This is a genomic window from Pseudoclavibacter helvolus (assembly GCF_049707175.1).
In the GTDB taxonomy this organism is placed as follows: Bacteria; Actinomycetota; Actinomycetes; order Actinomycetales; family Microbacteriaceae; genus Pseudoclavibacter; species Pseudoclavibacter helvolus_A.
Genome location: NZ_JBNAFM010000003.1, coordinates 168,976 through 191,953 on the forward strand (window position 1 = coordinate 168,976; position 22,978 = coordinate 191,953).

The 22,978-nt window shown below is 67.0% G+C and carries 19 protein-coding genes; 6 read left to right on the forward strand and 13 right to left on the reverse strand.

The window, feature by feature from the left end; all coding sequences use genetic code 11:
* Positions 1–32 precede the first annotated feature (32 nt).
* The 5 genes from ACPYN9_RS03645 to dut form a co-directional block, all read right to left on the reverse strand.
* Positions 33–1,184, reverse strand: coding sequence for a glycerol dehydrogenase (locus tag ACPYN9_RS03645; RefSeq protein ID WP_424463988.1), 1,152 nt, complete (start codon positions 1,182–1,184; stop codon positions 33–35).
* Between the two features lie 155 nt (positions 1,185–1,339).
* Complete coding sequence (acnA, locus tag ACPYN9_RS03650; protein ID WP_424463989.1) at positions 1,340–4,156, reverse strand: aconitate hydratase AcnA; 2,817 nt, start codon at positions 4,154–4,156, stop codon at positions 1,340–1,342.
* Between the two features lie 119 nt (positions 4,157–4,275).
* A complete protein-coding gene (locus tag ACPYN9_RS03655; RefSeq protein ID WP_424463991.1) occupies positions 4,276–5,025 on the reverse strand; it encodes a DUF3159 domain-containing protein in 750 nt (249 codons plus the stop codon).
* Positions 5,022–5,771, reverse strand: coding sequence for a DUF3710 domain-containing protein (locus ACPYN9_RS03660; RefSeq protein WP_424463992.1), 750 nt, complete (start codon positions 5,769–5,771; stop codon positions 5,022–5,024). Before ACPYN9_RS03660 ends, ACPYN9_RS03655 begins: the two co-directional genes overlap by 4 nt.
* Positions 5,758–6,219, reverse strand: coding sequence for a dUTP diphosphatase (gene dut, locus ACPYN9_RS03665; RefSeq protein ID WP_424463994.1), 462 nt, complete (start codon positions 6,217–6,219; stop codon positions 5,758–5,760). Before dut ends, ACPYN9_RS03660 begins: the two co-directional genes overlap by 14 nt.
* Before the next feature lie 75 nt (positions 6,220–6,294).
* Here dut and ACPYN9_RS03670 point away from each other — a divergent pair, with 75 nt between their 5' ends.
* The gene (locus tag ACPYN9_RS03670) at positions 6,295–6,759 is read left to right on the forward strand and encodes a DUF3093 domain-containing protein (RefSeq protein WP_424463996.1); all 465 of its coding nucleotides are present in this window, start codon (positions 6,295–6,297) and stop codon (positions 6,757–6,759) included.
* Between the two features lie 73 nt (positions 6,760–6,832).
* On the opposite strand, the gene ACPYN9_RS03675 is transcribed toward ACPYN9_RS03670, so the two are convergent.
* Positions 6,833–7,129 carry a DUF4193 domain-containing protein gene (locus ACPYN9_RS03675; protein ID WP_068483549.1) on the reverse strand — a complete coding sequence of 99 codons (297 nt, stop codon included), beginning with the start codon at positions 7,127–7,129 and terminating at the stop codon, positions 6,833–6,835.
* A 213-nt stretch (positions 7,130–7,342) separates the two neighbouring features.
* On the opposite strand from ACPYN9_RS03675, the gene sepH reads away from it, so the two are divergent.
* Positions 7,343–8,437, forward strand: coding sequence for a septation protein SepH (gene sepH / locus ACPYN9_RS03680; protein WP_424463998.1), 1,095 nt, complete (start codon positions 7,343–7,345; stop codon positions 8,435–8,437).
* 17 nt (positions 8,438–8,454) lie between these two features.
* Here the strand turns inward: sepH and ACPYN9_RS03685 are convergent, their stop codons facing one another.
* Positions 8,455–9,606 (reverse strand): alkaline phosphatase family protein, encoded by a 1,152-nt coding sequence (locus ACPYN9_RS03685; RefSeq protein WP_424463999.1) that lies wholly within the window; start codon positions 9,604–9,606, stop codon positions 8,455–8,457.
* Positions 9,607–9,677: 71 nt separating this feature from the next.
* Between ACPYN9_RS03685 and ACPYN9_RS03690 the strand changes: the two genes are divergently transcribed.
* Entirely contained in the window at positions 9,678–12,209 is a 2,532-nt protein-coding gene (locus tag ACPYN9_RS03690) for a DNA gyrase/topoisomerase IV subunit A (RefSeq protein WP_424464001.1), read from the forward strand.
* Between the two features lie 92 nt (positions 12,210–12,301).
* On the opposite strand, the gene ACPYN9_RS03695 is transcribed toward ACPYN9_RS03690, so the two are convergent.
* Entirely contained in the window at positions 12,302–14,401 is a 2,100-nt protein-coding gene (locus ACPYN9_RS03695; protein ID WP_424464002.1) for a DNA gyrase/topoisomerase IV subunit B, read from the reverse strand.
* Positions 14,402–14,622: 221 nt separating this feature from the next.
* On the opposite strand from ACPYN9_RS03695, the gene ACPYN9_RS03700 reads away from it, so the two are divergent.
* On the forward strand, positions 14,623–15,303 hold the full coding sequence (locus tag ACPYN9_RS03700; RefSeq protein ID WP_424464003.1) for an alanine racemase C-terminal domain-containing protein: 681 nt from the start codon (positions 14,623–14,625) through the stop codon (positions 15,301–15,303).
* Positions 15,300–16,352: an alanine racemase gene (locus tag ACPYN9_RS03705; RefSeq protein WP_424464005.1), complete on the forward strand. Its 1,053-nt coding sequence runs from the start codon at positions 15,300–15,302 to the stop codon at positions 16,350–16,352. Before ACPYN9_RS03700 ends, ACPYN9_RS03705 begins: the two co-directional genes overlap by 4 nt.
* 41 nt (positions 16,353–16,393) lie before the next feature.
* On the opposite strand, the gene ACPYN9_RS03710 is transcribed toward ACPYN9_RS03705, so the two are convergent.
* A complete protein-coding gene (locus ACPYN9_RS03710; protein ID WP_424464007.1) occupies positions 16,394–17,152 on the reverse strand; it encodes a type 1 glutamine amidotransferase in 759 nt (252 codons plus the stop codon).
* Positions 17,149–18,432 (reverse strand): Mur ligase family protein, encoded by a 1,284-nt coding sequence (locus ACPYN9_RS03715; RefSeq protein ID WP_424464008.1) that lies wholly within the window; start codon positions 18,430–18,432, stop codon positions 17,149–17,151. The genes ACPYN9_RS03710 and ACPYN9_RS03715 overlap by 4 nt, the downstream gene beginning before the upstream one ends.
* Before the next feature lie 227 nt (positions 18,433–18,659).
* On the opposite strand from ACPYN9_RS03715, the gene ACPYN9_RS03720 reads away from it, so the two are divergent.
* Positions 18,660–18,899, forward strand: a complete 240-nt coding sequence (locus ACPYN9_RS03720) for a DUF7455 domain-containing protein (protein ID WP_424464010.1) — start codon at positions 18,660–18,662, stop codon at positions 18,897–18,899.
* Positions 18,900–19,004: 105 nt separating this feature from the next.
* Here the strand turns inward: ACPYN9_RS03720 and ACPYN9_RS03725 are convergent, their stop codons facing one another.
* The 3 genes from ACPYN9_RS03725 to ACPYN9_RS03735 all read right to left on the reverse strand — a co-directional run bounded on the left by ACPYN9_RS03725 (position 19,005) and on the right by ACPYN9_RS03735 (position 22,886).
* A complete protein-coding gene (locus ACPYN9_RS03725; protein ID WP_424464012.1) occupies positions 19,005–20,405 on the reverse strand; it encodes an RNA polymerase sigma factor in 1,401 nt (466 codons plus the stop codon).
* Between the two features lie 131 nt (positions 20,406–20,536).
* Entirely contained in the window at positions 20,537–21,853 is a 1,317-nt protein-coding gene (locus ACPYN9_RS03730; protein WP_424464014.1) for an MFS transporter, read from the reverse strand.
* Between the two features lie 118 nt (positions 21,854–21,971).
* Positions 21,972–22,886, reverse strand: coding sequence for a proteasome assembly chaperone family protein (locus tag ACPYN9_RS03735; protein WP_424464016.1), 915 nt, complete (start codon positions 22,884–22,886; stop codon positions 21,972–21,974).
* Positions 22,887–22,978: the final 92 nt, after the last annotated feature.

Consider the following 22,978-nt stretch of genomic DNA (forward strand, 5'->3'; position numbering starts at 1 on the left):
GGAGGCGCCTTTGTCGTGGGCGTGCGCGAAGCTCAGTGCTTCGCGTGGTACTTCACTGGCTCGGGAAGTCCGGCCTCGCTGCGGATGCGCCGCGCAAGGCGCTCGAGCGAGGTCAGTGCCGCGATCACGTCGTCGGCAGTCACGGCGAAGGGCATGTTGTGGATTGTCTCGCCCGGCACGGTGGCCGCCTCGGCGACGAGGCGCAGCTCGTGCTTGTCGTCGGTGCTGAGCCCGATCTCCGTGAGCGTCGTCGGCAGCCCGAGCTTCGAGGTGAAGACGATGAAGTCACGGATCTCCTTCTCCGGGGCGCCCTCGAGGATGAGCTGCGCGATCGAACCGATGTTGACCTTCTCGCCGTGCTGCAGGCCGTGCGTCTGCGGCGCGGCGGTGAGTCCGTTGTGGATGGCGTGTGCGGCGGCGAGCCCGCCCGACTCGAAGCCGAGTCCAGACAACAGCGTGTTTGCCTCGATCGCGCGCTCGAGGGCGGGCGTGACCACGCCGTCCTCAACGGCATCCAGGGCCGTCGGTGCGTTCTCCCAGAGCACGTCCCAGCTGAGCTTGGCGAGCGCCGTCCCGGTCTGTGTGGGCAGTCCGCCCGCCATGGTGCTCGCGTTCGACCTGCTGGTCGCGCGCGCCTCCAGCCATGTCGCCAGGGCATCTCCGAAGCCCGCGACGAGGAAGCGCGCCGGCGCATCCGCGACGAGCTGCGAGTCGATCAGGACCAGGTCGGGGTTGCGTGGGAAGAAGCGGTACTCCTCGAACTCACCCGCTTCGGTGTACACCACGGCGAGGGCCGAGGTCGGGGCGTCGGTAGATGCGACGGTCGGCACGCTCACCCAGCGGATACCGGCAAGGTAGCCGGCGGCCTTTGCGGCGTCGATCGTGCTTCCGCCACCGACGGCGACGATGACGTCGCTCCCTCGGTCTCGGATCACTTCGACGATGCGATCGATCTCGCTCGCCGTAGCGATGCCGTTGAAGCGCTCGCGCGGGAGCTCAACGTCGCCTCCCGTGAAGGACGTCGTGAGACGCTCACCCAGGAGGTCCCAGACGAAGTCGTCGGCGAGGAGCAGAGGCTTCTCGCCGATCTGCGCCACGAACTCGCCGAGGCGTGCGAGCGCGCCCTTGCCTTGGACGTACCGGCCCGGGCTCAGCACGGTGCGGATTGGGATCTCACTGCTCATGGGGGAACTCCTTCGTCGTCGGAAATCGTCCCAACGGTAGCGAGCGCGCATGAGCGTTGGCGACTGCTCCTCTCAGCCGCAGAGAACGACGATCGTGTACAACGCCGAAGGGCGGAGCCTCTCGGCTCCGCCCTTCGGGTGTTGCGTGCTGTCTGCTATGCCGTGGCAAGCTGGCGGAGCACGTACTGCAGGATGCCGCCGTTGCGGTAGTAGTCGGCTTCACCGGGCGTGTCGATGCGGACGACCGCGTCGAACTCGATCGTCTGCTTGCCCTCGGGCGAGTCGGACGTGGGCTCGGCGACGACGTGCACGGTCTTTGGCGTGACGCCCTCGTTGAGCTGCTCGATACCCTGGATGGAGATCGACTCGGTGCCGTCGAGCCCGAGCGATGCCCAGCTCTCACCGGCGGGGAACTGCAGCGGGACGACGCCCATGCCGATGAGGTTCGAGCGGTGGATGCGCTCGAAGCTCTCGACGATCACGGCGCGGACGCCGAGGAGGCTGGTTCCCTTTGCCGCCCAGTCGCGGGACGAACCGGAGCCGTACTCCTTGCCGCCGAGCACCACGAGCGGCGTTCCGGCCTCTGCGTAGTTCTGAGCGGCGTCGTAGATGAACGACTGCGGACCATCGGCCTGCGTGAAGTCGCGCGTGTAGCCGCCCTCGACGCCGTCCAGGAGCTGGTTCTTGAGGCGGATGTTCGCGAACGTTCCGCGAATCATGATCTCGTGGTTGCCTCGGCGCGATCCGTAGGAGTTGAAGTCCTTGCGGTCGACGCCGTGCTCCGAGAGGTAGCGACCGGCGGGGCTGTCCGCCTTGATCGAACCGGCTGGGCTGATGTGGTCGGTTGTGACCGAGTCGCCGAGCTTCGCGAGCACGCGAGCACCCTTGATGTCGGTGATCGGCGTGAGCTCCATGACCATGCCGTCGAAGTACGGGGGCTTCCGCACGTACGTCGACTGGTCGTCCCACTCGAAGGTCGCGCCGGTGGGCGTCGGCAGCGAGCGCCAGCGCTCGTCACCGTCGAAGACGGCCCCGTACTCGCGCGTGAACATATCGGTGTCGATCGACGTGTCGATCGTCGACTGCACCTCGTCTGCCGAAGGCCAGATCTCGCTCAGGAAGACATCTTTGCCATCCGAGTCCTTGCCGAGCGGCTGGGTCTCGAAGTCGAAGTCCATCGTGCCGGCGAGCGCGTACGCGATGACCAGCGGCGGGGACGCCAGGTAGTTCATCTTGACGTCAGGGTTGATGCGACCCTCGAAGTTGCGGTTCCCCGACAGCACTGCGGTGACGGCGAGGTCGTTGTCGTTGATCGCCTCGGAGATCTCCTCATTCAGAGGACCCGAGTTGCCGATGCAGGTCGTGCAGCCGTAGCCGACCGTGTAGAAGCCGAGCGCCTCAAGCGAGTCGGTGAGACCGGCCTTCTCGTAGTAGTTCGTGACCACCTTCGAGCCGGGCGCGAGCGTCGTCTTCACCCACGGCTTCGCCTTGAGTCCCCGCTCGCTCGCCTTCTTGGCGAGGAGACCTGCAGCCAGCATGACCGAAGGGTTGGACGTGTTTGTGCAGCTCGTGATGGCCGCGATCGCGACGGAGCCGTGATCGATCGTGTAGTTCTGGCCGTCAGCGCCCTGCACCTGCACCGGCTTGCGGTCGTGCGAGAACGTTGGGGCGGTCTGACGCTCCTGGATGTCAGAGTCGTCGGACGACGGCGTGAGCTTCGCCGGATCGGAGGCCGGGAAGCTGTCCTCGCCTGCGACGTCGACCAGACCGAAGTCCTCTGCGGTGTAGTCGTTGAGGTCCGCGCCGAACTGACCCTTGGCCTTCGAGAGTTCGATGCGGTCCTGCGGGCGGCGAGGGCCGGCGATCGACGGGACGACCGTGGACAGGTCGAGCTCGAGGTACTCCGAGTACGACGGCTCCTTGCTCGGGTCGTGCCAGAGGTGCTGCTTCTTGGCGTACGCCTCCACGAGCTTGACCTGCTCTTCGCTGCGACCCGTGAGGCGCAGGTAGTTGAGGGTCTCGTCGTCGATCGGGAACATTGCGGCGGTCGAGCCGAACTCAGGGCTCATGTTTCCGATGGTTGCGCGGTTGGCGAGCGGCACAGCCCCGACGCCCTCGCCGTAGAACTCCACGAACTTCCCGACGACGCCGTGCTTGCGCAGGAGGTCGGTGATCGTGAGCACGACGTCCGTGGCCGTGACGCCCATCGGGATCTGTCCCTTGAGCTTGAAGCCGACGACCTTGGGAATGAGCATCGAGACGGGCTGGCCGAGCATGGCCGCCTCTGCCTCGATACCGCCGACGCCCCAGCCCAGCACGCCGAGGCCGTTGACCATTGTGGTGTGCGAGTCGGTGCCGACGAGCGTGTCCGGGTAGGCCTGCAGCACGCCGCCGACCTCGCGGACGAAGGTCACGCGAGCCAGGTACTCGATGTTGACCTGGTGCACGATGCCGGTTCCAGGCGGGACGACCTTGAAGTCCTCGAACGCCGTCTGGCCCCAGCGGAGGAACTGGTAGCGCTCTCCGTTGCGCTGGTACTCGATCTCGACGTTGCGCTCGAGGGCGTCAGCCTGACCGAAGAGATCGGCGATGACCGAGTGGTCGATGACGAGCTCTGCCGGTGCAAGTGGGTTGACCTTCTCGGGGTCTCCGCCGAGCTGGGTCACGGCCTCGCGCATGGTCGCAAGGTCGACGATGCATGGAACGCCGGTGAAGTCCTGCAGCACGACGCGTGCCGGGGAGAACTGGATCTCGGTGTCTGGGTCTGCCGTCGGCACCCACGACCCGAGCTTCTGGATCTGCTCTGCGGTCACGTTCGCGCCGTCTTCGGTGCGGAGGAGGTTCTCGAGGAGAACCTTGAGGCTGAAGGGGAGCTTCTCGAAGCCCTCAACCTTGTCGATGCGGAAGATCTCGTACTCGGTGCCGTCGACACTGAGCGTGTCTTTGGCTCCGAAGCTGTTGACTGCGGTCACGTCTCGGCTCCTTCTTTGCAACTCTGGGTGCGCGGCCCGCGCCCAGCAATCATCTCGCGTCTCGCCGTGGCTTGCCTCGAAGGGGATCCTGAGTTGATCGAGACGCTTTTATCTTGACATCAAGATACTTTACCTGGTTCACTCTGCTCCGCCGACCGCGAAGCGCTCAGTAGCGCACGAACGAACAGCACGGTGACCACAAGCACAACGGCGTACATCGGGGTTCCCATGAGCAGACGCGCGATGCCGAGCGCCTCGACGTTGCCCGCAAAATACAGCGGAAGCTGCACGATGAGCCGGAGCGCGAAGAACCCGACCCAGACGAGCGTGATCACCGACATCCAGCGGAGCAACGCTCGATCGTTCCGCCAGCTCGAGCCCTGGCCCGTGATGAGCCCCGTCACCAGACCGATGACCGGCCACCGCACGAGCACTGAGATCAGCAGAGCGGCACCGTAGGCCGCATTGGTGTAGAAGCCGACCAGGTAGAAGTTCTCACCACGTCCGGTCGTCATGGCCAGAACACCGGAGATCAGGAGTGCGATGAGTCCGGAGATCGCGGGCACGACTGGCTCTCTCTGGATCGCCCTGATGACGATGAACAGGACGCCGAGCGCGGCGGGGGCCGCGACCGAGATCCACAGCTCGGTCCCGAGCGTGAAGAGCACGAGGAACACGATCCCAGGCAGGAGCGTCTCCACGAGGCCCCTGACCCCGCCCATGGCCGCGAGCAGAGATGCGCCGCTAATGCCACCCTCGGTCAGGCGGCCGAGGGATGAGGACCTGGCTACATCCTCGAGCTTGCGCATGTTGGGCGCATCCGATGGGGTCTTGCCCTGGTCGGCGGCCTCATCGGCGGAGTGCGTCATGCGTTCTCGGCCTCCCCGGAAGCCGCATCCTCGGTGGCGGTCTTGGACGTCGGGTCGGCCATGGCCTTCGGCACCACGAGCGTCAGCAACTCTCTCGGCGGCAGCGGCGCGTCTCCGCGCACCACCACGACGCTCCTGAACAGGTCGACCAGCTCGACTCGGGTGGCCTCATCACGCAGGGCCTTCCCCGTCAGCACGCCGCGCAGGAACCAGCGTGGACCGTCGACGCCGAAGAAGCGCGCCGACCTGGTCTGCGTCGATGCCGCCCCCTTGACGACAACGGGGATCTTGGTGTCCAGGACCGGACCGAGGATGCCGTCGACTTCCTCCGCAGTGCCGCCCTGTTTGCGAACCTGCTCCGCGAGCTGCGCCATGATCGAGTGCCAGAGGCCCGTCGACCGCGGCGCGGCGAAGGCTTGGATCTGCATCGTCGACTCCCGGTAGTCGAGCGCGACGGCGACCAAGCGCTTCGTCTTCTCCTCGACCTCGAGGCGCAGACCGAGGCCCTCGCGCGCTGGGATGCGGAGCGCACCGAGATCGACGTAGCGCTTCGCAGGGCTTGCCTCGCTGATGTCGAAGGGTCCGCGCGTCTCACGGTCGGCCGGGGCCGACTTCGCGTCCTCGTCCTCGAACTCTTCGAGGTCCTCGTCGAGTTCGACCTCGTCGCTCTGCTCGTCCTCAACCGTGAGCTTGACCGCCTTCTCAGGCTTCTCTTCCTCTTTCTTGAGGAAATCAAACAGTCCCATGCTGGGCCTCCTGGTCAGATGAATAGCCGGTGGAGCCGAAGCCGCCCTCGCCTCGCTCTGAAGCGGAGAGCTGCTCGGTCTGGATGAAGCGCACCGGAGCCAGCTGCATCACGACAAGCTGCGCGATGCGGTCGCCAGGTGCGATGGAGTAGGTCTCAGTGGCATCGGTGTTGAGCACGATCACCTTGATCTCGCCTCGATAACCGGAGTCGATGGTCCCTGGTGCGTTGACGAGGGTGATCCCGTGCCTGGCGGCGAGCCCGGAACGTGGCATGACGAAGCCGACCGTGCCCTCCGGCAGCGCAAGGCGCACACCGGTGCCGACGACAGCACGCTGGCCCGGGGCCAGGGTCGCGGATTCGGAGGCGATCAGGTCGGCCCCGGCATCGCCCGGCCGGGCGAACGCTGGGACGACACCGGCGACGGGCACATCTATGACGAAGCTCACCGTACGAGCCTAGCCGAGGCGTGACCGGATCGTGATCTGACAGCGACGCACGAGAAAGCGTGATGCAATATCGGCATGCCAGTTTTCCATGAGCGCTTGTGGCCATCTGCCTGGGTCTACGCCGTCGGCTTCCTCATGGTGCCCGCAGTGATCCTCGTGTTCACGCCGATCAACTTCTGGATCGGGGCGGCGATCGCGGTGACGCTCTACGCGGCGTTCCTCACGCTCATCCTGGCCTACTCACCGATCATCGAGGTGACCGCGACCCAGGTGCGGGTCGCCGGCGCCCACGTGCCACTGAACTTCACCGGCCAGTGCATCCCGCACACGACGCGCGAACGCGCGCGGCAGGCGGCGGGGCCGCAACTCGACCTGCGCGCCTGGCTCTGCATCCGCGGTTGGATCCCCACCTCGCTCACTATCGAGATCACCGACGACGCCGACCCGGTGCCCTACTGGCTCGTCTCCACGCGCCGCCCGACCGAGCTGGCCTCCGCGATCACGGAGGCTCGAGCGCTCAACCGTCGCCAGGCGAACTGAACGTCGCGCGCCCTAGAAACGAGCGAAGCCGCATCCGAATCGGATGCGGCTTCGCTCGTGTGTGCGCCTCGAGTCAGGCGGTTGCGCAGTCGTGGCAGACGGGCCCGAGGGCAGAGGTCTTCTCGAGCTGCGAGCGGTGCTTGACGAGGAAGCACTCGACGCAGGTGAACTCGTCGGCCTGCGGCGGGATCACCACCGTCTCGAGCTCAACATCCGCGAGGTCTGCCGCTGAGAGGTCGAAGCTGCCGGGGTTGTCGGCATCTTCGGCGTCAACGCTGCCGGAGAGACGATCCGGCACTCGCTCCTTCAGCGCCTCGATGGACTCTGCGTCATCGTCGGTCTTGCGAGGTGCGTCGTAGTCGGTCGCCATACCTATCCAAATCTCTTCAACGAGGGGAACTCCCCCAGGCGCGGCAATTGTGCACGACTCAGGGGTGAAACTCAAACCGGAATGACCTGTGTTCGCGGGGAGCGAGACCAAATGCGCACCTGACTTGGGCGGCGCGCCCCAGGGCTCCCCGTTTCCGCCGCGACGACGTGTGATGCTGTGCCCCAAGAATCGGCAACGCCAAGGAGTACGAGCATGCAAGAGCTCAGGTTCATCGACCTGGATGAAGGTGCCCTCGTCGTGTCCGGAGATGACGGCCAGCGCTTCCGCGTCGTCATCGACGAAGCGCTCCGTGACGCCCTGCGTCCGCGCATCTCCACGCGCGTGGACGCCCCTAAGGTGCCACCGCGGGCCATCCAGCAGCTTGTGAGGGCCGGGAAGAGCATCGACGAGGTCATCGAGCTCACCGGCGCCGCCCGCGAGGACGTGGTCCGGTTCGAGGGGCCGGTGCGCGCCGAGCGCGACTACGTCGTCCGTCAGTCCCGGGCGGTGACGGTCCGCCTGAAGACGGAGTCCGACCCACTGGGCCAGGACGGCACGACCTTCGGCGAGGTCATCGACGACCGGCTGGACTCATCAGCCGCCACCTCGGTGATCTGGGATGCGTGGAAGGACGAGGAGGAAGGGTGGCGAGTCGGGCTGTCGTTCGCGGTCGATGAGATCGCGCGCGAGGCGCTCTGGGGCTTCGAACCCAAGACGCAGGCCCTGACACCGCTGAATCCGACCGCGACGACGCTGTCTCAGCAGGGTGAGCCCACTTCGCTCGGGAGCCCCCGATTGCGTGCCGTCGTCGAGACGTCCAAGCGCGAAACGTCGCCCTCTGCCCAGGGCGAGCCCGCAGCGAAGGAACCGGTCTCCTGGATCGGCGCCGCCGCATCCCGACTCGAGCGCGCGACCGAGCAGCAACACCATGAGACGGCCGACCTGCTTGAGGCGCTGCGCAGACGCCGAGGTGAGCGCGTTCCGCAGTCGTTCGAAGACGAGGACAACGACACCGAGGAACCCCAACTCGAGGACGGACCCTCCGCATCTGCCGACCGTGAGCCGACCCCGGTGAAGGTGCTGACCCCACGGAGCCGCGACGAAGACCGCTTCGAAACCGAGACGCTCGAGCCGAGCGACCTCGGGACCGGCGGCGTCAGGGCTGTCGACGTGCCCCTGGACGGGCTCGATGAGCCGAAGCAGGCCCCGGAGGAGTCCGCGCACGCGAAGCAGTCCCCGAAGCGGTCGGGACGTGCGGCCATGCCCAGCTGGGACGAGATCGTCTTCGGGACCCGCAGCGACGAGTAGTCACCAGCGCGCACCGCTCAGCGCGCGAAAGCTCCAGCCCGCACCAGGGGAACGATGGTCTCCTCCGGTGTGATCGATCCGTGCTGTCCGATGACCAGGCGGGCACCCGATTGCATGGACGAGGCGTAGTAGGTGACGCCCTTGGTCGCCGCCACGATGACGTCCCCGATGCGCTCCGCGGCAGTTGGCGAGACCGACGGTCCGTACCAGCCCGTCGCGGTGGCTTCCCCCCGGGTGAGTACCGCGGCCCGCGACCCCTGCGACTCCTGCCATCGGGCCTTGAGCGCGTCCGGCGTGACTGCCGACGACGAGTCGGACCCGAGGTAGAGGTGCCTGAGTCGAGGCTCACCCGCCATCGCGACCACGCCATCAAAGAGCGGGTCGTCATCTTCGACATCGATCTGGCGATGCCTGGGGATGTCGATCATGCCGTGGTCTGCGGTGACCAGGATGCCGGTGGCAGCATCCACGCCTCGGTCGAGGCTGCTGAACGCCGCGTCGAGTTCCTCGAGCCTCGCGAGCCAGGCCTCTGACTCCCAGCCGTGCGCGTGTCCTGCCTGGTCGAGTTCAGCGTTGTACAGGTAGATGAGCGCACGTGGATGCGCCTCGAGCGCCTCGAGGGTCACGTCGACACGTTCCTGCATCGTGGCGCCCTCCAGGTAGCGTGCGCCGCGCAGCGAGGCGTGCGTCAGCCCCGAGTCCCGGTACTGAGGCATGCCGACGACGATGCTCTCGACGTCTGCGCCGCCATCGCGCAGCTCCTCGAAGACCGTCCGCTGCAGCTGCCACGTCGCCGGGTCCATGCCGTCACCCCAGCCCGAGAGCTGGTTGCGGATCACGCCGGCCTCGCGATCGAACAGCGAGTACCCGAGCAGTCCGTGCTCGCCGGCCCTGGTGGCGGTCGTGAGCGATGTGATCCCGGCGACCGTCGTCGACGGGAACGAGAAGGCAGTGTCCTTCTTCCGCCAGTTCGTCGTGAGGTGCCGTGCGTGGCCGGCGCGAGCGCGCAGCATGCTGGCCCCGAGTCCGTCGACCAACATGACGACGACGGAACGGACCCCGGGGAGTCCGAGCGCACCGGTTTCACCCCGGAGCGCGGCGATCGAATTCGGCAACACGTCGGAGAGCGTCGGGCGACCGCTCGCCGCGCTGAATAGCATGGACGACATCCGTCCCAGTCTCCCACAGGGACGCCTGGCCCCTTGGCTTCCACATCGATCACGGCCTTCCGACAGGTGACATGAGCACAACACGCAACGACGACTCCACCGCGAGCGAGCAGCGCATCGAAGACATCGACGTCTCAGCCGAGATGCAGTCCTCCTTCCTCGAGTACGCCTACTCAGTCATCTACGCACGGGCGCTGCCCGATGCGCGCGACGGCCTCAAGCCCGTCCAACGCCGCATTCTCTACCAGATGGCCGAGATGGGGCTGCGCCCCGATCGTGGGCACGTGAAGTCAGCCCGAGTCGTCGGCGAGGTGATGGGTCGCCTCCACCCGCACGGAGACACCGCGATCTACGACGCGCTCGTCCGCATGGCACAGGGCTTCGTGCAGCGTGTGCCGACGATCGACGGTCACGGCAACTTCGGATCGCTCGACGACGGGCCGGCCGCACCGCGATACACGGAGGCGAGGCTCGACGCCACCGCGCTGGCGCTCACCGCCGAGCTCGACGAGGACGTCGTCGACTTCGTGCCCAACTACGACAACTCGACGACCCAGCCCGAGGTGCTGCCTGCGGCGTGGCCGCATCTGCTGGTCAACGGTGCCAGCGGCATCGCGGTCGGCATGGCGACGAACATGGCGCCCCACAACCTCGGCGAAGTCATCGCGGGCGCGCTGCACCTGCTCGAGCATCCCGGGGCCACCCTCGACGAGATCATGCAGTTCATCCCGGGGCCGGACCTGCCCTCCGGTGCGAGGATCACCGGCCTCGACGGCATCCGCGACGCCTACGCGGGCGGACGCGGATCGTTCCGCACGCGCGCCACGGCAAGCATCGAACGCGTCACCGCACGCAAGTCAGGCATCGTCGTCACCGAGCTCCCCTACATGGTGGGCCCGGAGAAGGTCATCGAGAAGATCAAGGACGGGGTGCAGGCGAAGAAGCTCGCCGGCATCAGCGACGTCGCCGACCTCACCGATCGGAAGCACGGGCTGCGCCTCGTCATCGAGATCAAGACCGGGTTCGACCCCGAGGCAGTCCTCGAGCAGCTGTATCGCCACACCCCGCTCGAGGACATGTTCCACATCAACAACGTGGCCCTCGTCAACGGCGGTCCGCAGACGCTCGGGCTCATCGAGCTGCTGCGCGTCTACCTCGACCACCGCATCCAGGTTGTGCGTCGGCGCAGCGCGTTCCGTCTCGCTCGCAAGCTCGAGCGCCTTCACCTGGTCGAGGGGCTGCTCATCGCGATCCTCGACATCGACGAGGTCATCCAGATCATCAGGTCGAGCGACGACGCCGCAGCCGCCGGTGAGCGCCTCCGTATCGTCTTCGACCTGTCCGAGCTGCAGTCGGAGTACATCCTCGAGCTTCGTCTGCGTCGCCTCACAAAGTTCTCGCGCATCGAGCTCGAGTCGGAGCGCGACCAGCTTCGGCAAGAGATCGCCGAGCTCGAACGGCTCCTTGCCGACGAGAAGCTGCTGCGTGCACGCGTCGGCGCGGAGCTCCAGGAGACCAGCGACCGCTTCGCGACGCCGCGCCGCACGCTCCTCACCGAAGGACAGGGCACTCCCCCGAAGCGAGGCAAAGCGGTCGAGACAACGCAGTTGCAGCTCGCCGATTCCCCGACCCAGGTGCTGCTGTCGACGACGGGGCGCCTGCTGCGCGTCGACACCCCCGAGGCCGAAGCGCGCCTGCAGCAGCCACCGAGGCGGAGCAAGCACGACGCTGTTCGCTCGCACGTCACAACAACCGTCCAGGGCGAACTTGGCGCCGTCACGAACCTCGGCCGGCTGCTCAGGGTTCCCGTCGTCGCGCTTCCCTCTAGCCCGCAGGGCTCTGTGCTGCTGTCTGCCGGCGTGAAGGCGCACGACTTCGTGGGCTTGACCTCCCCGAAGGAGCAGGTCGTCGCCTTGGTGCCGATCGATCAGGAGACGCCCATCGCGCTGGGCACCAGGCTCGGCGTTGTGAAGCGTGTGACCGGGATCGACTTCGGGAAGAACCGTGAACTCGAGATCATGACGCTCAAGGCTGGCGACGAAGTCGTCGGCGCGGCGCTGGCCTCCGATGAGGATGAGCTTGTGTTCGTCACGGATGACGCGCAGCTGCTCCGCTTCTCGGGCAAGCTCGTTCGGCCCCAGGGTCGCTCGGCGGCGGGCATGGCGGGCATGAAGCTCAGCGATGGCGCGGTCGTCATCGCCTTCTCGGTGGTCGCCGCGGCCAACCTCGAGATCGCTGAGGTCGCGAGCGTTGCCCGCAACGAGGATGCGCTCGAAGGCACCGACTCAGGAACCGCGAAGGTCTCGAGCCTCGGGGAGTTCCCCGCGAAGGGGCGCGCGACCGGAGGGGTGCGGGCCCAGCGCCTCCTGCGCGGTGAACGCCGCCTCAGTGCAGCATGGGTCGGACCGGGCACGCCGTTCGGCAACGCGCGCGACGGTGCCGTTCGCGCCCTGCCACCTGGCGGCGCGAAGCGAGATGCGTCCGGGACGCCGCTTGATCAGGTTGTCGACCTCATCGGGCGCGGTATCGGGGACCCGACGCCGCTCGCCGAGCCGCGTGCCGACGGTGGCGAGCCAGGCGACGGGGACACGTCCCCCGCCTAGGCGAGCGCCAGCGCAGACTCACCGGCTACAACGCGAACGACGGAAGGCAGGCTCCGCTGGGAGCCTGCCTTCCGTTCTTCACGACCTGGGGATCACACGTCGATATCTGCCCGCGCGACCTGCTCGGAGCCGTCGATGATGAACTCCTTGCGCGGCGCCACGTCACTGCCCATCAAGAGATCGAAGACGCGCTCCGCATTGTGCGCATCCGCATTCGTGACGCGTCGCAGCAGTCGCGCACTCGGATCCATGGTCGTGTTCCAAAGCTGGTCCTCGTCCATCTCACCGAGGCCCTTGTAGCGCTGGATGGGGTCCTGGTACCGCTTGCCCTGCTTTTCGAGCTTGGAGAGAAGTGTGTGCAGCTCCTTCTCGGAGTAGGTGTAGACGGTCTCGTTCGGCTTCCGTCCGGCGTGCATGATGACCACGCGGTGCAGCGGCGGCACCGCGGCGAAGACACGACCTGCGTCCAGCATCGGCCGCATGTACCGGAAAAAGAGCGTGAGCAGGAGGGTGCGGATGTGCGCGCCGTCGACGTCGGCGTCGCTCATCAAGATGACCTTGCCGTAGCGCGCCTGGCCGAGATCGAAGCTCCTGCCCGATCCGGCTCCGACGACCTGGATGATCGACGCGCACTCAGAGTTGGACAGCATGTCCGAGATAGAGGCCTTCTGCACGTTGAGAATCTTGCCTCGGATCGGCAGGAGCGCCTGGAACTCGGAGTTCCTGGCAGGCTTCGCGGTCCCAAGCGCCGAATCTCCCTCGACGATGAAGAGCTCGCTCTGCGCGACGTCGTTCGAGCGGCAGTCGACAAGCTTCGTCGGGAGCGACGAGCTCTCGAGCGCGTTCTTGCGGCGCTGCGTCTCCTTGTGCGCCCGCGCGGAGAGCCGAGACTTCATCTCCTGCACGACCTTGTCGAGCAGGAGATTCGTCTCTGCCTTGTCCTGCCGCTTCGTCGATGCGAACTTCTCCGTCAGCCCGGCGTTGACCGCTTTCTGCACGATGGCACGAGCTGCGGGCGTGCCAAGCACTTCCTTCGTCTGACCCTCGAACTGAGGTTCCGGGATGCGCACCGTCACGACCGCGGTGAGGCCGGCGAGGACGTCGTCCTTGTCGAGCTTGTCGTTGCCAGCTTTGAGCCGGCGTGCGTTCTTCTCGACCTCGGCGCGGAAGAACCGGAGCATCCCCTGCTCAAAGCCCGCGAGGTGCGAACCGCCCTTCGGCGTCGAAATGATGTTGACGAAGCTCTTTACCGTCGTCTCGTAGCCGGTGCCCCAGCGCAGGGCGAGGTCGACGTGCATGGTGCGCGCGACCTCCTTCGTCACGAGCTGGAGCCCCTCGTCGTCGAGGACGGGGATCGTCTCGGTGAACTCACCGCTGCCCTCGATCCGCCACGTGTCCGTCGTCGGTGCGTCAGGAGCAAGGAAGTCCGCGAACTCCGTGATGCCTCCGTCGAACCGGAACTGCTGCGTCGTCGGCGCGGCCGACTCGTCGCGCGCATCCTCGATCACCATCTCGAGGCCTGGCACGAGGAACGCCGTCTGCCGCGCCCGCTCCGCAAGGTCGTTGGTCTGGAAACTCGCCTCGCGAATGAAGACCTGCGGGTCGGCCCAGTAGCGCACACGCGTGCCGGTGACGCCGCGTTTGGCCTTGCCGATGACCCGAAGCTCACTGGTGTCGGTGAACGGAACGAAAGTCGAGCTCGGGCTCGGGCCAGATGCGTCGTCTTCGAAGATGCCAGGCTCCCCGCGGCGGAAGCTCATGGCGTAGGTCTTGCCGCCACGGTCCACCTCGACGTCGAGACGTGCGGAGAGCGCATTCACGACCGATGCCCCGACGCCGTGCAGGCCACCCGCCGAGCCGTAGTTGCTCGCGCCGAACTTGCCGCCGGCGTGCAACTTCGTGAACACAACCTCGACGCCGCTGAGGCCGGTCTTAGGCTCAATGTCGACCGGGACGCCGCGTCCGTCGTCCTCGACGCTGACGGAGCCGTCACCGTGCAGCTGGACGCGAATGCGCGAGCCATGACCGGCGAGCGCCTCATCCACCGAATTGTCGATGATCTCCCACAGGCAGTGCATCAGGCCTCGGGAGTCTGTCGACCCGATGTACATACCGGGCCTTTTCCGAACTGCATCGAGCCCGTCGAGCACCGAGAGGTGTCTGGCTGAGTATGCGTCTCCGGAATTCGCCACCGAGGTCCACGTCCTTCTTCTGCGTTGTCATGCGGATGAGCTCGGCACCGCCGCCAGACGGCGACAGGCCACCTCTCAGCGTAGACGGGTTGTTCGGTTTGGCCGCGCTCCCACACCAGGCTGGCCGCACGCGCGCCTCAGCGAGCGACCAAAGGGCCGATGTTAGCCTGACCACGCCCAGCGACGACCAGAGAGGGCACGACGTGCAGACTCCAGAGCCGGTGCGCAGACGCATCCACATCGATCTACGAGCGATCCGCGAAAACGCGACCCGGCTGCTCGGGTCGGAGACCGCGAGTTACGCCGATCTTCGGGCAGACGCCTACGGGCATGGCGCGATCCGCGTCGCCGAGGCACTCGACGGCGTCGGCTTCGCGGGCTTCATCGTCTCCCCAGAACTCGACCAGACGTCCCTGTCGCACCTACGCACGAGGACGCTGGGCGCAGACGCAGTCAGCTCCGACAAGATCTCGGGCGGCTCGCTCTTCGGCCTCAGCGATCGCGCCTATCGGCCCGCCATGCGTGTCAGCGCTGAAGTGCTTGCGGTGAAGGACGTGGAGGCCGGCGAAGGCGTCTCCTACGGCTACAGCTACGTTACGACCACGCGAACGCAGCTCGCCCTCGTCGGGGTCGGCTACGCCCACGGGGTCGTGCGACGCGCATCCAACACCGCCCCCGTCCTCATCGGCGGCCAGACGCGAACGATCGTCGGCGCCATCTCGATGGACCAGTTCTCGGTCGACCTCCTCGGCGCAGACGTCGCGCCCGGCGACCTGGCCGTCCTGTTCGGCGACCCGGCGGTCGGCGAGCCGAGCATCCTCGACTGGCAGCACGCCACGGGGCTCAGGGCTTCTGCCATCGCCAGCCGAATGAGCCCGCGATTTGAACGGAGCTACACATGAGTCCCGCCATCGCGCACGTGGACCTCGACGCCATCGACCACAACCTCAGAACGCTGCACGCCCTCGCGCCCCGTGCAGAGCTCATGCTGGCAGTCAAGTCGAACGCGTACGGGCACGGCCTGCACGAAGCCGTGCGCACCGGCCTCGCCGCGGGGGCGTCTTGGTTCGGCGTCCTCGAGCCGAACGCCGGCATCGAGCTGCGCGAAGCGGGCGTGGAAGTCCCCCTCTTCGCGTGGATGCACGGCCAGGACACCGACTTCGCTGCGGCGGCTGAGGCACGAGTCGACTTGGGGGTGCAGACGTTCTGGCAGCTCGAGGCGATCGCCGCCAGCGCGCCTCGCGTCCGCCCCAGAGTGCACCTGAAGATCGACACCGGGCTGCATCGCGGTGGCGCAGACCAGCCGCGCTGGGCGGAGTTCGTGTCCGAGGCTCTGCGCCTGCAGGCTGCGGGCAAGCTCGAGGTGGTCGCCGCGTGGAGCCACCTCTCCGACACGTCGCACAGCGCTGACCTCGAGTCGACGGCGCGCTTCAACGCGGCCGTCGACGAGGCGCGCGCGCTCGGTGCGCAGTTCGAGCTGCTGCACCTCGGCGCCAGCGCCGCCGTGATCGACCTCCCGGAGGCCCACTTCGATCTGGTGCGCGTTGGCATCGCCGCCTACGGCATCTCACCGTTTGGCGACCGCAGCGCCGCTGACCTTGGACTGCGGCCCGCGATGCAGCTCCGAGCGCCGGTCCTGGATGCCCGCCACGGGCTGGCCAGCATCGCGATCGGTTTCGGAGACGGCATCCAGTCGGATCCGGATGCGGGAGCCTACGTCGTGGTCGACGGTCACGCCGCCCCTGTCATCGAGGTCGGCGTCGATGAGACCGTCGTCGCCCTCCCGAGCGGAGCCGGAGCCGTCGGCGCCGGCAGCGAGTGCATCGTGTTCGGCGACGGCTCGTCCGGCGAGGCCACCGCGGAGCAATGGGCGATCTGGGGCGAGACGGTGGGCGACGAGATCGTCACGGGGCTCACCGGCCGTGTGACCAGGAGCTACTCCGGCGCCTGAGACCGATGCGTTGGTGGGGACGTCACCGCCCCCACCACGGGTTAGGACGCCGGGACGGACACGCCGATACGACGCATGAGCGCCTGCCTGGCGTTCCGCGACCACAGGTCGAGACGGGCGAGCTCCTCGCCGCCGTCTCCCAGCGAGCGGTCGGCATCCCGACGCTCGACAGCGACCTCGATGAGCTGATCGGCGAGACTCGGGTTCAACGCGAGCACCGGGCCATGCAGGTGCGTTCCGATCGACGCAGCATGCCTGACGCCCTCAGCTCCCGCGTTCTCAGCCCCGGATCCGCCGTTGCCGAAACCTCGCACGACGTCGCCGAGCGCCTTCACACCGGTGTCGAGGGTTGTCACCGCGTTGTGATTGGCGAAGCCCGCCAGCAAGCCGTTGTCGGTCCGTACGACCGTTTCAGCAACACTCTGCGAGGGTTCTCGCACCGCTCGCGAGCCGAAGACACCGAGTCCCTCGAGCTCCCCGTCGTCGTGGGTGATGCTCGTGCCGAGCAACTCCCAGCCGCCGCCGATGGCGAGCAGGGGAAGCCCCTCCTCAGTGAGGTCGCGAAGCTGGGTCGCGTGGCGAAGCGCATCCGCCTGCACCGTCTGCACTGCGGCGAGCGGTCCCGAGCCGACATGCAACAGATCGAGGTCACCCGGGAGGGCCTCAGCTCCCCGCCCAACATTGACGACCTCGACGTCCAGTCCCCTAGCTCTCGCGCGCTTGGCGAGCACGGTCACATTCCCGACGTCTCCGTTGATGCCGAGTTCGACCGGGTAGAGGTGCGCGATCCGCAGCTTCATGAGTTGACCTTCCCCTCGATGCCGGATTGCCCGAGTCGCCGACGGATCGACATCATCTGCTCGTAGTTCACGATCATCGTCTTCATGCCCCTGCTGGGCTTCGGGAGCGCCAGGAACTTCTCGAGGGCCTCGCCAAGGCTCGGCTCCACGAGCCCGACCCGGATGTCGCCGTAGCCGAGCCTGGCGGCGATCTGCCAGGCCTTCGTGCCGGAGACGACGTCGACGTGGTCGAGTCTGCTCAGATCGGCGCCGAAGATCCACGACGGGTCTGGTGTGCCCTCGTCGACGGAGAAGAAGACCTGCTCAGGTGCTTCCTCAAGCGCATCAAGGTTCATCTGCAGGCTCGGCGGGTTCTTCATCATGATGATCTCGATGTCCTCGCCGCGCACGCTCATGACCTCGCCGCGGCCGTAGACCGTCTGCGACTCTCCCAGCGCCTCCGCGACGAGCGCAGGTACGAACGAGTCGCCGAGGATGCGCTGTGCGGTCGCGGTCGCACCCGCCGCGTCGAGCGCGTAGTGCAGGCCGCGAGCGGGAAGGCGGATGGACAGCTCCTCTTCACCGATGCGAAGCGTCGCATCCCTGCCGTTCAGCGCCACGACCTGCACGGCTCGGTCGCCCGCTGCGACCTCGACGCTGGCCGCCGAGATGTCATCGAAGTTCGACAGTCCGTTCGGGGACTGCTCGATGAGCTCCGGCGCGACTCCAAACCAGACCGCCGGCGCCTCGAGCGACGGTGGAAGGCTCCGCAGGGATGCGTCGTCGGCGTTCAGCACGCTGAAGTCGCCGCAGGCGGCTGCGATGGTGCGCAGGAACTCTGTGACCCGAGAAGGATCGTAGAAGCGATTCAGTTGGTCGACCTGCACGTTCAGCAGCAGCACACCCCGCGGATGAAGGTGCCGGAGCAGGCGCGGCCCATAGGCCTCGTCCACCTCGAGCACGGCGATGTCAGCGCGGAGGTTCCCGTTGACATCGACGTCAGGGAGCATGGAGGACGCGATGCCCTGGGGCAGGTTGCCGCCCGAGGAGTTTGTGAACACCCTGAGGCCGTGACGCCGCAGCATCCTGGTCAGGAAGTGCGTCGTCGTCGACTTACCGTTCGAACCTGAGACGAAGATGACGCCCAGCGGGAGCTTCGCCACTGCCGTCTCGAGGAAGTCCGGAGAGATGGCCAGCGCCACTCTGCCCGGCACTGCGGAGCCACCTCCGCGGAGACGCATCGCTCCGCGCGCGCTCCGTCCGAGACCGACGGCGACCATTCGCCGCAGCTTGCCACCCATGCACACTCCTGTTTCCGCGCAACGTCTGCGCATCCGTCGACACGACGAGAGACCCCGGTCTCGCCGACCGCGGCCAGTATCTCACGGCCATCCAGCACGGCCTCTGTCGTCATGCCGTCGGGCCAGTGCTACGCGCAGGGCGAACCTGACCCCGCAAAGCGCACACGATTCCGGTCCGCGTGCTCTAATTGTCGTGATCGTCAGATCACTGAAGCTTTGGAGGCATCATGACGGAGAGCACAACGGCCCTGCGCACCGACTCGGCGCCCATCGCCGCAACAGACCGTTGCGACGCGTGCGGAGCCCAGGCATACGTCCGCGTCCAGCTGAGCGCCGGAGAACTCCTCTTCTGCGCCCACCACGCGACACGCCACGAGGAGAAGCTGCGCCAGCAGGCCGTCGCGTGGCACGACGAGACCTCGCGCCTGCACGGCGAGAAGGCCGCAGCAGGCCAGTCCGCGGAGTAACCGCCTACGACGAGTTCGACCCGCCGACAACGCCGCGAACGACGAAGGCCCGGATGCGATTGCATCCGGGCCTTCGTCGTTCAGCCGTTTCGTCGGCGGTCCTCGTTACTCGAGGTAGTCGCGCAGTGACTGTGAGCGAGACGGGTGGCGCAGCTTGGCCATCGTCTTCGATTCGATCTGACGGATGCGCTCGCGCGTCACGCCGAACGTGTCGCCGATCTGGTCGAGCGTCTTCGGCATGCCGTCTCCGAGACCAAAGCGCATGCGGATCACGCCTGCCTCCCGCTCCGCGAGCGAGTCGAGGAGGGACTCCAGCTGACGCTGCAGCATCGTGAAGCTGACGGCGTCCGCAGGGACCACTGCCTCGGTGTCCTCGATGAGGTCACCGAACTCGCTGTCGCCATCCTCGCCGAGCGGGGTGTGGAGCGAGATCGGCTCGCGACCGTACTTCTGCACCTCCACGACCTTCTCCGGCGTCATGTCGAGCTCCTTGGCGAGCTCTTCCGGCGTGGGCTCGCGGCCGAGGTCTTGCAGCATCTGCCGCTGGACGCGCGCGAGCTTGTTGATGACCTCGACCATGTGCACGGGGATGCGGATCGTGCGTGCCTGGTCGGCCATCGCACGGGTGATTGCCTGCCGAATCCACCAGGTGGCGTACGTGGAGAACTTGAAGCCCTTCGTGTAGTCGAACTTCTCGACAGCGCGGATAAGGCCCATATTCCCCTCCTGGATGAGATCCAGGAACTGCATGCCGCGGCCGGTGTACCGCTTCGCCAGGCTCACGACGAGTCGGAGGTTGGCTCCCAGCAGGTGGCTCTTGGCGCGATCGCCGTCACGGGCGACCCACTTGAGCTCACGAACGAGCTGCTTGTCGAGCTCGCCCTCTTGCTCCTTCAGCTTCTCGGCGGCGAAGAGGCCAGCCTCGATGCGCATGGCGAGGTCGACTTCCTCGGCCGCGTTCAGCAGCGCGACCTTTCCGATCTGCTTCAGGTAGTCCTTGACCGGGTCAGCGGTCGCGCCAGTGATGGCCGCGGAATAGACCGGGGTCTCTTCCTCGTCGTCGCTCGGCGTGAGGACGATGGCTCCCTGCACGCGTGCCTTCTCGGCGTCTGCCTTCGCGTCCTTCGGATCGGCGGGCTTCACGGCGTCGTCGTCGGAGTCAGCCGCGTCCGCCGAGTCGGCGTCCACTTCGATCTCGTCGATCTCGACCTCGACCTCGTCTTCGGGCTCGTCACCCTCGGCCTTCTTCTTCGCAGCCGCGCGCTTTCGCGGCGCGGCCTTGCCAGCCCCGTCGTCCGCGGCGGCGGTCTTGCGCTTGGCCGGCGCGCGCTTCGCGGCGGGCTTCTTCGCCGCCGCGGCGTCGTCGGTGGTGCTCTCGGCGTCGACGGCCGCGCCTGCCTCGGCGCTCGCCTTCTTCACCGGCGTCGCGCGCTTGCGCGCCGGCGCCTTCTTGACTTCCTCGGTTGCATCTGCAGTCGCCGTGGTAGCTCCCGTGCGTGTCGCCATGTTCAGACCCCTCTCGTCACGGTGCGGGCATAAGGAAGGCCCTTGTCAAGTCTGCACAAAGGCAGACCCGCAGGGTCCATCCGTCGATTATGGCACGGTTTCCGTCGAAACTCTGGATCGACGCCGTGGATTCACATCCCGCGCCTGCCCGACCCGAACCATCTCCTGCCTACAGCAACCCAAATGGGGTCGATGATTATTCCCTCGTCCCGCGCCATCCGACCGCGAGTTCGGCGGCGGCTCAGCAGCAGCCCCACGAGCCCAACGAGCATCACGGCCGGGATCACCCAAAACGCGAGCTTGTACTGCGCCCACTCCACCTGGGCCGCGACCCCGATACCAAGCGCGTCAAGCGCGATGCCGATGAGGAACATCGTCGTAAAGCTGGCGACGAAACCGCCCACGTTGACGATGCCGGATGCGGAACCGAGGCTCGAGGCGGGGTTGAAGGTGCGCGCGTAGTCGAACCCAATGGCCGACCCCGACCCGCCGATCCCCATCACGACCAACAAGAGCACAAGCAGCCACAGCGGGGGCGTGCCGGGCCACAGGAGCATCGCACCCCAGACGGCCATGATGAGCAGAGCGCAGAGCAGGACGAGGTTCGAGCGCCGAAGCGGGTAGCGGCCGGTCAGCACTCCGAGGAACGGGCCGAGAATCATCCCCGCGACAACGATGACCGGCAACAAGGACGACGCGACCGCTGATTCGAGCCCGAGCCCTTGCGTCATGAGCGGGTATCCCCAGAGGAGCCCGAACACCGTTCCCGGGAACTGCGTGGTGAAGTGCGCCCAGAAGCCCAGCCGCGTGCCCGGACGACGCACAGCCTGACCGACCTTCCCCAAAACACCCCGAACGCTGATGGCCTCCCCCGCGCGGCGAAGGTCAGGACTGTCTCGCAGGAAGACGGCGACGGCGATCGCGGTGATACAGGCCAGGCTCGCCACGGAGAGGAACGCGGGGGTCCAGGAGGTGGAGCGCAGCAGGAAGCCGAACGGGATCGCGGAGAGCACCTGCCCGAGCTGGCCCAGATTGCCATACCACTGCACGAAGATCGGCACCCGTCGCGGCGGGAACCAGGCGGCGATGATTCGCAGCCCAGAGACGAATGTCGTCGCATCCCCAGCCCCGACGAGCATCCGCCCGACCACGGCGACACCAAGGTCCGGTGCCACAGCGACGACGAACTGCCCGGCGGACATCAGGAGCGCGCCCGCGAGGATGAGTCGTGATGGGCCGAACCTGTCGAGCAGCATGCCGACGGGGATCTGCAGGGCTGCATACACTGCGAGCTGCGCGACGGCCAGTGTGGAGAGGGCGGTCGCCCCGACGTCGAAGCGCTCGCTCGCGAGAACCCCAGCGACCCCGAGTGACGAGCGCTGCGTGACAGCGACCATGTAGGCGATCGCCGTGATGGCGAACATCGCGGGGGCAAGACGACGGTTCATCTCGTCCATTGTCTCGCGCTCGAAGCCCGCGCTGCGCACAAGGAGCATCCGGACGGTCTGGGGCGCGCATGGGGGGCAGCGCACCCAAGTCGATGCAGACCCCTCAGGGGCGGTCGCCTCAGGCCTCGTCGTCGCGACCCAGCGCCAGGTACCGCTCGATCTCCGCGGCCAGCTGGTCCGCTGATGGCAGCTCCCCCGCCGCATCCTCGAAGTCGTTCGAGACCGAAAGGTTCTGCAGGTACGCGTCGTGCTGAGTCTCGAGCGCCTGGATGAGCTTCTGGCCGTCAGGGTTCGACTCGAGTTCCGCGTCGACGCCTGCTCTGAACGTGCGGTCCCGCTCCCGAAGCGCCTCCGTCGCGATCATGCGCCCAGTGGCACTGCCGAGCGCCGACAGCGCTGCAACTGCCCCCGCAGGCACGGAGGAATCCGCGACGTAGTGCGGGATGAGCATCGCGAGGCTCAGCACCGGGTGCCCGAGCTCTTCGGCCCGTACCTGGAAGTACTGCATGACATGGGCTGGGGCCTCCGTCGTGGGGTTCCAGACCGACAGGGAGTCGACGAGCTCCTCACGGTTGCCGGTCGCCGCGATGCGGATCGGCCGGGTGTGCGGCACCGGCATGGGAACCGCGTGCACCCACGTCGTCGAGGAGACCTCGAGCGCGTCGACAGCGCTCACCAGCGCCTCGCTGAAAAGGCGCCATCGGTAGTCGGGTTCGAAGCCAGACAGGAACAGGAACTCCTGCCCAAGCTCGTCGGTCACGAGGCGCAGGTCGAGGCGTGGCTCGGAGACGGACTTCACGCGCCCGTTCGACACCGAGACGACAGGCCGGCGAGCGCGGTAGTCGTAGAGCTCGTCGACATCGAACTCTGCGACGATCCTGGCCTCGTCGTCCAGGTTGATGATCTCATCGGAGACCTGCGCCGCCACGGCTCCAGCATCGTGACCGCCTCGCAGCGCAACGATGAGGGGCAGGCCCGCAGGAACGTCGTGCCATGCGGCAGCCACTCGGAAGATGCGCTCAGTCTCGCTCATGTCTCCAATGCTAGAACCGAAGGCTGACCCTGGAGCGGGCGTTCGCGCTTGGCGCACGACCAGGCCGGGCGAGCGTCCGGAGCGCGCAATAG